The following is a 12,120-nucleotide window of genomic DNA, read 5'->3' on the forward strand; positions in this document are numbered from 1 at the left end:
CCGGGCTGGCGGCTCAGGCCAGCGCCGCCAGCGCCGCCGCGTGCTGGGCCGCCCCGCCGCGATAGTCCACGTCCGCCGCCGGCCAGCCGGCCATGCGGCGCGCGATGACGGCGCGCTCCTCGGCCGTCAGGGCGCCCACCGGCGTCAGCGTCGTCTTGACGCCGAAGACGACAGCGCCCGTGTGCGGCAGCCGCAGCAAGGTCTGGCGCTCGGTGCGCAGCCAGAACTGCGCGCCGGGGGGCGCGTGGGGCGCCTTGGCGTCCTCCCGCTGGACGAGGCGCAGGCGGTCGGTCGGCGTCACCAGCCAGTTGACGCGCATCAGCGGGCGCTCGGGCCGCAGCGCGGCGAACACGCGGTTGACGCGCGCGGCGAGGTCGCCCGCATAGCGCGGCGTCGGGGCGTGGATCGGCGAGAGCGCCCGCCCCAGCTTCTCGGTCAGCGACCAGCGCGACGGAAAGCACAGGACGCCTGCGACGAGCCGCGCCTCCGCGGCGCCTTCGCCGGGGGCGAGCAGCAGGAAATCCTCCTGCGCGAGCCGCCCGGCGAGCGCCATGGTCTCACCGGAGAGGCTTACCGGGATGCCGTCCGGCCTGCGCGCCGCGCCATCCGACAACGTCCATTCCGGCCGCGCGGCGAGGTGCTCGAAAAGGGCGGCGCGAAACTCCGCGACGATGGGGCCGGCGTCGTCGGTCTGCGCCGCGACGTCGGGCGCGCCGCTCTCGATGAGCGCGTCGCGCTCCTGCATCTGGCTCGCGAAGTCCGGGTCCGCCGTCAGCCATGCGGCGGGGTCCAGCGGCGAGAGACCGGGCGGCTCGGCGGTGCGGTCGTCCATGTAGGGCGCATAGGGGGCGCCGCGCGCCGGCGACTCTGTCACGGAAACGTCTCCGAGTAGAGGAGGGCGCCGAGGCCGACGAGGCTGCGCTCGAGCGGCGCGAAGCCGGCGGCGAAGGCCACCCAGTCCCGTCCGAGCGCGCGGGCGATCTCGCCGAGCCGCCGGCGGCCGTCCAGCGCGCCCAGCAGGGCGGGATCCTTCGGCAGCGCGACGCGGTGGGCGACGCCGTCGAGCGTCACCTTGAGCGTCCTGCCCGCCGCGCCGGCGAGCTGCGCCGCCGTCAGGCCGCGCAGGCGCGGCCGCGCCTCGGGGCGGAACGCCGCAAGGCCGGCGCCCTCGCCAGACGCCCCGCCCTCGGCCGGCTTCACGGCGTAGAAGACGTGCGCGCGGATGCCCCCGGCGAGCTGCTCGGCGAGCGCCGCGCGCGCGCCGGGCCCGAGCGCGGGCGCCGGCGCGCCGCCCAGCCACGTCTCCGGCGCGTAGCGCGCGGGCGCGAGGAAGCCGCTGAAGGTCAGGCCGGCGCGCTCGACCGAAGCCATGACGGCGTCGGCGGTGAAGGGCGTGTCGCGGGCGTGCAGCAGCAGATCGTAGAGCCCCGCGTCGCCGCGCGCATGGTCGCCGATGAGCTCGTTGCGCTTCAGCCAGTTGGTCGGCGGCAGGGCGTCGAGCGTCGCGCGCGCCCGCGCCGTCTTCTCCGCCGGCGACAGCCCGTCCGTCAGCGTCGCGAGAGCGGCCTGGAGCGGATAGACCCCGGTGCGCCCGTAGGGCGCATAGACCATGGCCCCGAGGCCGCCGCCGGGCGCCAGCGCCCGCGCGAGCGCGTCGAATCCCGCCTGCGGGTCGGGCAGATGGTGCAGCACGCCGCAGCAGTCCACATAGTCGAAAGGGCCCATCGCGGGCGCGTCGAGCAGGTCGCCGGTGACGAAGCTCACGCCGCTCAGGCCGCGGGCCGCGATCCGCCGCTCGGCGATGGCGCGGGAGGCGGCGGAGCGGTCGAGATAGACGATCTCGAATGGCGCGCGGGCGGTCGTCAGCAGCTGCGCCATCATCACCAGAGCGTCGCCCGTGCCGCCGCCGGCGACGAGCGCGCGGAACGGGCGCCGCCAGTCGCGCGCGCCGCGATGGATGAAGTGGTCGATCTCGCAGGGATGGGAGGGCGAGCCGGTGACGAGGCGCTTCGCCTCGTCGGCGGGGTCGCGCTCGGGGTAGGGGTAGGCTTCGTACTGTTCGGCGACCGGGTCCATGCCCGGCGTCTTCCCGCCTCCGCGCCCCGCGGTCAAGCAGGCGTCGCGCCGCCGCGCGACAGGAGCGCCGGTTCTGCGGCGCGGCTTCTGGCGCTAGAGTGGCGGCGCAGTCTCCGGGAGGACGCCGATGAGCATCGCAGCCGCAGCAGCAATCCTCGCCGTCGCGGCGTTCGGGGCCGTATCCGGCGCCGCCGCGGGGCCGGTCTTGACCGGTGAGGCGACCTTTCGCGAACGCATCATGCCGCCCCCCGGCGCGCGCTTCACGGCGACGCTGAGCGACGTCTCGCGCGCCGACGCGCCGTCGGTGGAGCTGGGCCGCTTCGAGATCGAGGACGCCGGCGCGCCGCCCTACCGCTTCGCAATCCCCTACGATCCGGCGGCGGTGTCGGCGCGGGGCCGCTACGCCGTGCGCGCGACGCTCCACGCGCCGGGCTCCGTCGGCGAGCGGCTGATGTTCACGACGGACAGCCATCACCCCGCTTTCGGCCCCGAGGCCGAGCCGGCGCTGCGCATCGTGATGGTCAGGGTGGCGGAGCATGCGGCGCCGCTGCGGATGGTCGGCGCCCTGTGGCGGCTGACGGCCCTGGGCGGGGAGGCCTTCGCGCCGGGCGAGGCGCATGTCGTGCTGGACGCGGAGGGGCGGATCGCCGGCAGCGGCGGCTGCAACCGCCTCGGCGGCCAGGCGATCGCCCGCGACGACGGGGCTTTTCTCGCCGGGCGGCTGATCTCGACGATGCGCGCCTGTCCGGAGCCCGCAATGCGTCGGGAGCGGGCGCTGTTCGACGCGCTGGAGGCGGCGCGCGGCTGGCGCATCGAGGGCGACGCGCTGACGCTGAGCGACGCGTCGGGGGCGCCGCTGGCGCGGTTCCGGGCCGATCCGTCATGAGCGCCGAACGCTTCGAGTTCGCCGGCCATGACGGCGCGCCGCTGGCGGCGCGGCTCGACCGGCCCGTGGGCGCGCCGCGCGCGGCGGCGCTCTTCGCCCACTGCTTCACCTGCGGCAAGGACATCGCGGCGGCGCGGCGCGTCGCGCAGGGGCTCGCGGCCCGCGGCGTCGCGGTGCTGCGTTTCGACTTCACCGGGCTCGGCCATTCCGGCGGCGAGTTCGCCAACACGAGCTTCACGACCAATGTCGAGGATCTGACGCTGGCGGCGGCGGCGCTGGCGGAGCGGGTGGCGCCGCCGCAACTGCTGGTCGGCCATTCGCTCGGCGGCGCCGCGGTGCTGGCGGCGCGGGCGCACATTCCCTCGGTGCGGGCCGTGGCGACCATCGGCGCGCCCGCCGACGCCGAGCATGTGCTGAAGCATCTCGGCGGCTCGCTGGCGCGCATCCGCGAGGAGGGGGCCGCCGAGGTCGAGATCGGAGGGCGGCCGGTGCGCGTCGGCCGGGACTTCGTCGAGGCCGCGCAGGGCGCCCGTCTGGGCGAGGCGGTGGCGTCGCTCCGCGCCGCGCTGCTCATCCTGCATGCGCCGCGCGACGCTGTGGTGGGCGTCGACGAGGCCTCGGCGCTGTTTCGGGCGGCGAAGCACCCCAAGAGCTTCGTGAGCCTCGACGACGCGGACCATCTGCTTTCCCGCCCGGAGGACGCCGCCTATGCAGCGGACGTCATCGCGGCCTGGGCCGGGCGCTATCTCGACCCCGCCGAACCGCCGCGGGACAGCCCGCCCGAAGGCGTGACGCGGGTGCGCGAGGCCGACCCCGGCGGTTTTCTTCAGCAGGTCTCGACCGGCGGCCACGCGCTGCTCGCCGACGAGCCCGCCTCGGTCGGCGGAACCGGGCGCGGCCCGAGCCCCTACCAGCTGCTCGCCGCCGCGCTGGGGGCCTGCACCACGATGACGCTGAGGATGTATGCGCGTCGCAAGGGGCTGAAGCTCACGGGCGTCGCCGTCGACGTGAGCCACGGCAAGTCCCATGCGGAGGACTGCGAGGGCTGCGGCGACGGGGACGGTGGCGGCGCCGGCGGCGGGCGCATCGACGTCTTCACGCGCGAGATCGCGCTGGAGGGCGCGCTGTCGGAGGCCGAGCGCGCACGGCTTCTGGAGATCGCCGACCGCTGCCCGGTTCACCGCACCCTGGAGCGCGGCGCGCGGGTGGAGACGCGGGAACGGTGAGCGGCCGGCGGGAGGCGGCGGCGCGCCTCCCGCAGACGCCCGTCAGGCGTCGGCGCGCCTGCGGCGCGCCGCGAAGAAGATCGCGCCCAGTCCGGCGACGAGCGCCAGCGCCGCAGGCGGCAGCGGCACCGCGGCGACGCTGGAGCCCACGATCACGTCGTCGATCGCGAAGCCGTCGTTGAGCTTCGACTTCTCCAGCGTGATGGTCGCGTCGCCGACGAAGCCGCCGAAGCTGATCAGCACCGTGTCGATCAGGCTGCCGGAGCGGCCCTTGAGGATGGTGTCGAGGACCGTGCCGCCGGCGGAGATGGAGAGGTTTCCCCCCGTGTCGCCCACGTCGGAGAGGTTGAACAGGACGGAGTCGAACAGGCCGAGGCCGGAAATCGTCCAGGACATGCCGAAGGTGTCGTTGCTGTCGAGGAAGTTCGAGCCGCCCGTGGTGGTGTTCGAGCGGCCGTGCGTCGAGCGGTCGCGCAGGTAGAGCCCGGTTCCGGTATTGCCCCGCGTACCCGTGACGGTGCTCCCCGAGCCGGTTCCGCCCAGCGTCTCGAAGGCGCCGACGGAGGTCGCCAACGGCCCGCCCTGCTCGCCGCGCGCGAAGCCCTCGAAATCCTCGCTGGCGGCGACGGATGCGAACCCGCCGAGCGCGCCGGCGTAGCCGGTCGGCGAGAAGGATGAGATCGAGATCGACACGGCGGAGGCAGGCGCGGCGAGAAGGGCGGCGGCGACGGCGGCTGCGGCGAATGAAACGGACAAACGCATGGCGAACTCCACGACTGAACACCTTCCGGTGGTACAGGACTCGCTGCGCAACTAGAAGGATATTGATGGTTAATCGAGGCGAATGGCTGATATTGTTTGGTTATTGGAAACTTAAGCCGCCACATTTCGGGCCGCGACCGGGTCAGCCCGCTATACCTTGATCACGGCGTGAGGATTGGGCCATCCTGCGCGCAGTTCTCAGGGATGACTCGCCCATGGCCGCCCACAAGCCGGACCCTACGCCGGAAGACCTGTTCGCCGCGCAGGCCCCGTCGGACTACGACGCCGACAGCATCGAGGTGCTGGAGGGGCTGGAGCCGGTGCGCAAGCGGCCGGGCATGTATGTCGGCGGCACCGACGAGCGGGCGCTGCACCACCTTGCCGCGGAGATCGTCGACAACGCCATGGACGAGGCGGTGGCCGGCCATGCGACGCGCATCGAGGTGGCCCTGCTGGAGAACGGCGCCTTCCTCGTGCGCGACAACGGCCGCGGCATCCCGGTCGAGCCCCACCCGAAGTTTCCCGGCAAGTCGGCGCTGGAGGTGGTGTTCACCACGCTGCACTCGGGCGGCAAGTTTTCCGGCAAGAGCTACGAGACCTCGGGCGGCCTGCACGGCGTCGGCTCCTCGGTGGTCAACGCGCTGTCTGAGCGGCTGGACGTGGAGGTGGCGCGCAACCGCAGGCTGTACCGCCAGAGCTACGCCCGCGGCCTGCCGCTCGGCCCGCTGGAGGAGGTCGGCCCGGCGCCGAACCGGCGCGGCACCACCGTCACCTTCCTGCCCGACCCGGAAATCTTTGGCGCCCGCGCCCGGCTCAAGCCGGCGCGGCTGCACAGGATGGCGCGCTCGAAGGCCTATCTTTTCAGGGGCGTCGAAATCCGCTGGCGCTGTGACGCCTCGCAGATCGTCGACGGCGACCCGACGCCGCTGGAGGATTTGTTCCACTTCCCGGGCGGCCTGCGCGATCACCTCGTCGAGACGCTGGGCGCGGTCGACACCGTGACGCCGGAACCCTTCTCGGGCCGCATCCAGTTCTCGGAAAAGTTCGGGGCGGATACTGCGGGCGCCTTCGAATGGGCGCTGGCCTGGACGCCGGCGCTCGACCCGTTCCTGAGCTCCTACTGCAACACCGTGCCGACGCCGGAGGGCGGCACCCACGAGAGCGGGTTCCGCGCCGCGCTGACCAAGGGCCTGCGCGCCTACGCCGACCTGACCGGCGCGGCGAAGCGGGCCGCCGGCGTGACCGGCGAGGACGTCCTTTCAGGGGCCTGCGGCATGATCTCGGCCTTTATCCGCGAGCCGGAATTCGTCGGCCAGACCAAGGACCGGCTGGCGAGCGCCGAGGCGGCGCGGCTGGTCGAGGGCGCCCTGCGCGACCATTTCGACAACTGGCTGGCGGCCGACCCCCGCCGCGCCGGGGCGGTGCTCGACTTCGTGATCGAGCGCGCCAACGAGCGGATGCGCCGCCGGCAGGAGAAGGAGACGGCCCGAAAGTCCGCCACCAAGCGGCTGCGCCTGCCCGGCAAGCTGGCCGACTGCTCGGAGGCGACCAAGGACGGCTCGGAGATCTTTCTGGTGGAGGGCGACAGCGCCGGCGGCTCGGCCAAGCAGGCGCGCAACCGCAAGACGCAGGCGGTGCTGCCGCTCAGGGGCAAGATCCTCAACGTGCTGGGCGCGGCGCAGGCCAAGATGGGCCAGAATCAGGAGCTTCAGGACCTCTTGCAGGCGCTGGGCGTCGGCATCGGGCAAAAATATCGCGAGGCCGACCTGCGCTACGACCGCGTCATCATCATGACCGACGCGGACGTGGACGGCGCGCATATCGCCTCGCTGCTGATGACGTTCTTCTTCACCCACATGCGGCCGATGATCGACGAGGGCCACCTCTACCTCGCCCAGCCGCCGCTCTACCGGCTCACGCAGGGCGCCGTCTCGGTCTACGCCCATGACGACGCCGAGCGGGCGCGGATCGAGGCCAAGGGCCTCGGCGGCAAGGGCAAGATCGAGGTGGGGCGCTTCAAGGGCCTCGGCGAGATGATGCCGAAGCAGCTGCGCGAGACGACGATGGACCCCGCGACGCGGGCGCTGGTGCAGGTGCGCGTCGACCCCGAGGACATGGGCGAGACCGGCGACCTCGTGGAGCGCCTGATGGGCCGCAAGCCCGAGTTGCGGTTCCAGTACATTCAGGAGCATGCGCGGTTCGTGGAGGATGTGGATGTGTGAGCCGCGCCGCTGACCCCCCGACGGAGGGTTTTCAGCGGCGAACGGGCGGAGCCTCGCCAAGTGAATTCCGGCCCATGGCGACCGGATTCTCGAGGGCGGGCTGAATAACCTCGGCGGGATGACTGTCGCCGCCCAAACCCTTCCGATCTTCGGGTCCTTGAGTGGCGTCGCGGCGCGAGTCATGTCGCCGGCGCCAGAGGCGACATCGACCAGCGTCGCGGTTCGACACGCTCAGACGACGGATGTTCTCGCCGTTGGTGGCAGGCGATGCGGCGTACCCGTTTCCGGCCCGGAATCGGGCGGTCGGACGCTCCCGACTGCGACGTTCGCGCGCATCCGAGAGCCGGCGGCGGCGTCGTGCGCCGCGCCGCGGCGACGTGGTCTCGCCGCCGCGCCATTTGCAAGCCTTCGCATGTCAAGGAAAACTTATCTCATGGCCGGCCAGTCCCGCGGCGGCGCGCATGTCGGAGGCTGCGACCTGCGGCCGGCATCCTAATGGGTCGTTCAAATTCAAACATCATTATTTGTTGATGTTTGAATTTGAATCAAATCAAGAATGACTCGCCCAAGAGTTGGGCTCAGGGGGGTTAATTCGCGGGCGAATTGTTTTCCTAGCAGCACGCGGTATGGCCCATATCACGGTAAGCCTATAAAGTTTCGGGGGAAACTGTAATGGTTGCAGTCAAGACACTTGTGAGCGGCGCGGTTTTGGCGGGGCTCGCGCCCTCCGCCTTTGCGGCGACGATCATCGGTTGGAACACGGCGAACGTCGCCGTCGCGCCGACCCCGGCCGATTATGTGACGGCGACGAGCGTCGTCTTCGACCGCGACGCGGGCGACCCGGCCGCCTCGCCGACCGGCGCCATCGCGTTCACCCCGCCCGAGGCGGCGTCGCCCGGCATCAAGGTGGTCAACGGCGCGTTCGAACTCGGCGGCCCCGGCCCGCAGCCGTCCATCGCCGGGTGCATCATGGCGTCGAGCTCGGCCACCTGCGACAGCCCGTTCCAGAGCGGAAAGCGGTTCAAGGAGATCGTCACCGGCAAGGCCCCGGTGGACCTAGTGTTCGACCTGGGCCCCGACAGCCCTTCCTTCGAAAATGTCGGCTACGAGGTCTATCACCGGCTCGTGAACGATACCGGCGTCGCGCTGCGCGGCTTCACGATCGAACTCGGCTTCGGCGTCGGCTCGGGCTTCGTCGCCTCCAGCGCCGGCGATGGTCTCGGCTTCTCCACGGGCTTCACCGCCGGGCCGGACGACCTGAACGCGTTCAGCCAGTTTCCCTTCGGCCTGTTCGGCGACGCGGACGGCAACCCGAACTTCACGCTCGACGGCTTCTTCGCCGCCGAACGGACGGGCTTCGACCTGCTGTTCTCCGAGGACATTCTGAGCAGCCAGGGGTTCTACGGGCCCTACGCCGACCTCTTCGGCCCGTGGATGACGCGGGACGTGGTTCCCGACGGGGCGTTCTGGGACTTCGACAGCGACCCGCTGACCGACGACCTGCTCATGGCGTGGCAGCGCGAGGACAGCGTGTGGGAGCTGCGGCGCGACATCGTGAACGGCGTGGCCGTCTCGCTCGCCGTCGCCGAGGAGTTCGCGAGTCTCGCCGACGTCATCGCGCGGCTCGGGGTTCAGCTCGGCGACGGCCCGATCGAGGATCTCGCCAACCTCAACGCGACCTACGCGATCGCGCTGGCGGACAGCTTCTCGGGCGATGACTTCACGTTGCGCGTCACGGTCGCGCCGGTGCCGCTGCCGGGCGCGGCGCCGCTTCTGATCGCCGCGCTCGCGGTATTCGGGCTGGCAGCGCGCCGCCGCGCCGCCGCCTGAACGACGCCCGCCTCCGATTGCGCAGCGCCGCCGGACCCCTCCGGCGGCGCAGGCGCGTCCGCAGCGGCGTTCACGCCTTCGCCCTCTGCCGCAACTCGAACTTCTGGATCTTGCCCGTTGAAGTCTTGGGCACTTCGCAGAACACCACATGGCGCGGGGCCTTGTAGTGGGCGAGGCGGTCTCTGCACCAGGCGATGATCTCCTCGGCGGTCGCCTCGCGGCCGGGCTTGAGCTCGACGAAGGCGCAGGGGGTTTCGCCCCATTTCTCGTCGGGCTTGGCGACGACGGCGGCGAAGGCGACGGCGGGGTGGGCGTAGAGCGCCTCCTCGACCTCGATGGACGAGATGTTCTCGCCGCCTGAGATGATGATGTCCTTCGCGCGGTCCTTGAGCTGGATGTAGCCGTCGGGATGCAGCACGCCGAGGTCTCCGGTGCGGAACCAGCCGTCGCCGAGCGCCTTCTCCGTGGCCGAGGGGTTGGTGTGGTAGCCCTTCATCACGACGTTGCCGCGCATCATCACCTCGCCCATCGTCGCGCCGTCCGGGGGAACCGGCGCCAGCGTCTCGGGGTCGAGCACCGCGAGGTCCTCCAGCACGGCGTAGCGCACGCCCTGCCGCGCCTTCTTGGCGGCGCGCTCCGGCCCCGGCAGCGCGGCCCATTCGGCCTTCCACTCGTTGACGACGGCAGGGCCGTAGCACTCGGTGAGGCCGTAGAGGTGGGTGACGTCGAAGCCGGCGTCGTCCATCCCCGCCAGCACGCTCTCGGGCGGCGGCGCGGCGGCGGTGAAGAACCCTACGCGCTGGGAGAAGTCGCGCTTCTCGTCGAGTTTCGCGCCCAGCAGCGTGCTCATGACGATGGGGGCGCCGCAGAGATGGGTGACGCCGTGCTCCGCGATGGCGTCGTAGAGAGCGGCGGCGCGCACCTGGCGCAGGCAGACATGGGTTCCGGCCACCAGCGACACGGTCCACGGAAAGCACCAGCCGTTGCAGTGGAACATCGGCAGCGTCCAGAGATAGACGGCGCCGGGCGGGAGCTGGGCGTGGATCACGTTGCCCATCGCCAGCAGCGCGGCGCCGCGGTGGTGGTAGAGCACGCCCTTGGGGTCTCCGGTGGTGCCGGAGGTGTAGTTGAGGGCGATCGTGTCCCACTCGTCGTCGGGCATGGCCCATTCGAAGGCGGGGTCGCCGGCGGCGACGAACGTCTCGTAGTCGGTCGCGTCGTCGAAGGCGGCGGGGGCGCCGGCGGTCGGGTCGACATACTCCACCAGCAGGGGCTTGGCGCTCGCCTGCGCCAGCGCCTCGCGCGCCAGCGGGGCCAGTTCGCTGTCCACCATGAACACGCGCGCGGCGCCGTGGTCGAGGATGAAGGCGACCCCCGCCGCGTCTAGCCGGGTGTTGATCGCATTGAGCACCGCGCCGGCCATGGGAACGCCGTAATGCGCCTCGAGCTGGGGGGGCGTGTTCAGCAGCAGCGTGGCGACCGTCTCGCCCGGCCGCACGCCGGCGGCGCGCAGGGCCGAGGCGAGCGCGCGGGAGCGCTCGTAGAAGGCGCGGTAGCTGCGGCGCAAGGGCCCGTGCACGATGGCGATGGCGTCGGGGTGGGTCGCGGCGGCGCGCTCGAGATACTTCAGCGGCGTCAGCGGCTGGTGGTTTGCCGGGCGGCGGCGCAGGAAATCGGGGTCGGTCATCGGCGTCACCCTGGCTGAGATGCGCTCTCAGGGTTACGGGCCAAGGCCGCCGCGCGCAAGGCGGCCCTGGCCCTTCGGCTCAGGGCTCGGGCTCAGGGCTGGGCCTCGGCCTCGGCCTCCGCCCGCTCGGCGGCCCAGGCGCCCGCCGCCTCCACCGCCACCGGCGAGCTCGTCGGCAGCACGCCGAGATAGCTCTCGGTCGCGTCGACCGGGACGACGGCGCGCTGCGTCATCCGGTAGAGCGCATAGAGCGCGATGGCCGCGAAGCAGACCGCCATGACCAGCCAGAACGCGTAGGGGCCGAGCCCCTGCATCGCCCAGCCCGCGAGGAGGGGGCCGCAGATGGCGCCCAGCCCGAAGGTGAAGACGAGCCCGCCCGAGGCCGCCGGCATGTCCTCCGCCGAGAGGTAGTCGTTGGTGTAGGCGAGAAACAGCGCATAGAGCGGCGCCGTCACGCCGCCGGCGGCGAAGGCGGCGGCCAGCAGCGTCCAGAGGCCGCCGCCGAGGAGGCCGCCCAGCGCGCAGGACGTGGCGCCGATCGTCGCGGCGGCGAAGATCAGCCTGCGCCGGTCCACCCGGTCCGAAAGCCAGCCGATGGGGTATTGCAGCACCAGCGCGCCGCCGAACAGCATCGCGACGAACAGCGCGATCTGCGCGGCGGAGAGGCCGATCTGGTCTCCGAACACCGCCGCCATGCCCGACTGCGTCGCGTAGACGCCGCCGAGCAGGAAGATGCCGACGGTGCCGAGCGGCGAGCCGAGGAACAGCCTGCGCAGGGGCATCGGGCTCGCGACGTCGACGGCCGGCGCCGGGGCGACCGACAGCAGGATCGGCGCGAAGGAGATCGAGACGAGGATCGACGCCACGATGAACAGCGCCGAATTGCCCGCGTCGCCGAGCGTCAGCAGCCCCTGCGCGCCGATGATGCCGAGCGTCTGCGCGATCATGTAGGCCGACAGCACCTTGCCGCGCGTCTCGTTGGTGGCGGCGTTGTTCAGCCAGCTCTCCGCGGCGACGTAGATGCCCGACATGCAGAAGCCGACCAGCACGCGCAGCAGCGCCCACGCCCAGGGCTCGGTCGCCAGCGGGAAGGCGATCAGCCCGGCCGACATGAAGCTGCCCAGCGCCGCGAACACGCGCACATGCCCGACGCGGCGGATCAGCCGGGGCGTTAGCTGCGCCCCCGACAGAAACCCGAGGAAGTAGCCCGAGGTCACGACCGCCAGCTCCGCCGCCGAAAAGCCCTCGATGCCGCCGCGCAGGCCGATCAGGGTGAAGTGCATGCCGTTGCCGAGCATGATCAGCACGACGCCGAGCAGCAGCGCCCAGACGCCGGAAAACACTTGAACCATTGGGCGACATCCCTTCGCGCGCCGGGTTTTCGGGCTGGGGCGGGGCTTCGCATGTTTCGCAGGGCGGCGCCGGCGCCGC

General features: G+C 72.0%; 9 protein-coding genes. 4 read left to right on the forward strand and 5 right to left on the reverse strand.

The features are described from left to right. Positions 1-13 precede the first annotated feature (13 nt). Entirely contained in the window at positions 14-874 is an 861-nt protein-coding gene (locus BLW43_RS09130; protein WP_093252104.1) for a heme-dependent oxidative N-demethylase family protein, read from the reverse strand. After that, positions 871-2,076 carry a class I SAM-dependent methyltransferase gene (locus BLW43_RS09135; protein WP_093252107.1) on the reverse strand — a complete coding sequence of 402 codons (1,206 nt, stop codon included), beginning with the start codon at positions 2,074-2,076 and terminating at the stop codon, positions 871-873. The genes BLW43_RS09130 and BLW43_RS09135 overlap by 4 nt, the downstream gene beginning before the upstream one ends. Positions 2,077-2,203: 127 nt before the next feature. Here BLW43_RS09135 and BLW43_RS09140 point away from each other — a divergent pair, with 127 nt between their 5' ends. Both BLW43_RS09140 and BLW43_RS09145 read left to right on the forward strand, forming a co-directional pair. After that, complete coding sequence (locus BLW43_RS09140; protein ID WP_093252109.1) at positions 2,204-2,962, forward strand: META domain-containing protein; 759 nt, start codon at positions 2,204-2,206, stop codon at positions 2,960-2,962. Continuing rightward, positions 2,959-4,188: a bifunctional alpha/beta hydrolase/OsmC family protein gene (locus tag BLW43_RS09145; RefSeq protein WP_093252112.1), complete on the forward strand. Its 1,230-nt coding sequence runs from the start codon at positions 2,959-2,961 to the stop codon at positions 4,186-4,188. Before BLW43_RS09140 ends, BLW43_RS09145 begins: the two co-directional genes overlap by 4 nt. Before the next feature lie 42 nt (positions 4,189-4,230). Here the strand turns inward: BLW43_RS09145 and BLW43_RS09150 are convergent, their stop codons facing one another. Next, entirely contained in the window at positions 4,231-4,950 is a 720-nt protein-coding gene (locus BLW43_RS09150) for a hypothetical protein (protein ID WP_139284021.1), read from the reverse strand. A gap of 215 nt (positions 4,951-5,165) precedes the next feature. Between BLW43_RS09150 and parE the strand changes: the two genes are divergently transcribed. Both parE and BLW43_RS09160 read left to right on the forward strand, forming a co-directional pair. Further along, positions 5,166-7,172 (forward strand): DNA topoisomerase IV subunit B, encoded by a 2,007-nt coding sequence (gene parE, locus BLW43_RS09155; RefSeq protein ID WP_093252116.1) that lies wholly within the window; start codon positions 5,166-5,168, stop codon positions 7,170-7,172. A 693-nt stretch (positions 7,173-7,865) separates the two neighbouring features. Beyond that, positions 7,866-9,002 (forward strand): choice-of-anchor F family protein, encoded by a 1,137-nt coding sequence (locus BLW43_RS09160; RefSeq protein WP_175478823.1) that lies wholly within the window; start codon positions 7,866-7,868, stop codon positions 9,000-9,002. A 70-nt stretch (positions 9,003-9,072) separates the two neighbouring features. Here BLW43_RS09160 and BLW43_RS09165 read toward each other — a convergent pair whose 3' ends face one another. After that, complete coding sequence (locus BLW43_RS09165; RefSeq protein WP_093252123.1) at positions 9,073-10,689, reverse strand: AMP-binding protein; 1,617 nt, start codon at positions 10,687-10,689, stop codon at positions 9,073-9,075. Between the two features lie 92 nt (positions 10,690-10,781). Continuing rightward, the gene (locus tag BLW43_RS09170; protein ID WP_093252125.1) at positions 10,782-12,041 is read right to left on the reverse strand and encodes an MFS transporter; all 1,260 of its coding nucleotides are present in this window, start codon (positions 12,039-12,041) and stop codon (positions 10,782-10,784) included. Positions 12,042-12,120 lie beyond the last annotated feature (79 nt).

Source organism: Rubrimonas cliftonensis (genome assembly GCF_900107585.1).
GTDB lineage: Bacteria > Pseudomonadota > Alphaproteobacteria > Rhodobacterales > Rhodobacteraceae > Rubrimonas > Rubrimonas cliftonensis.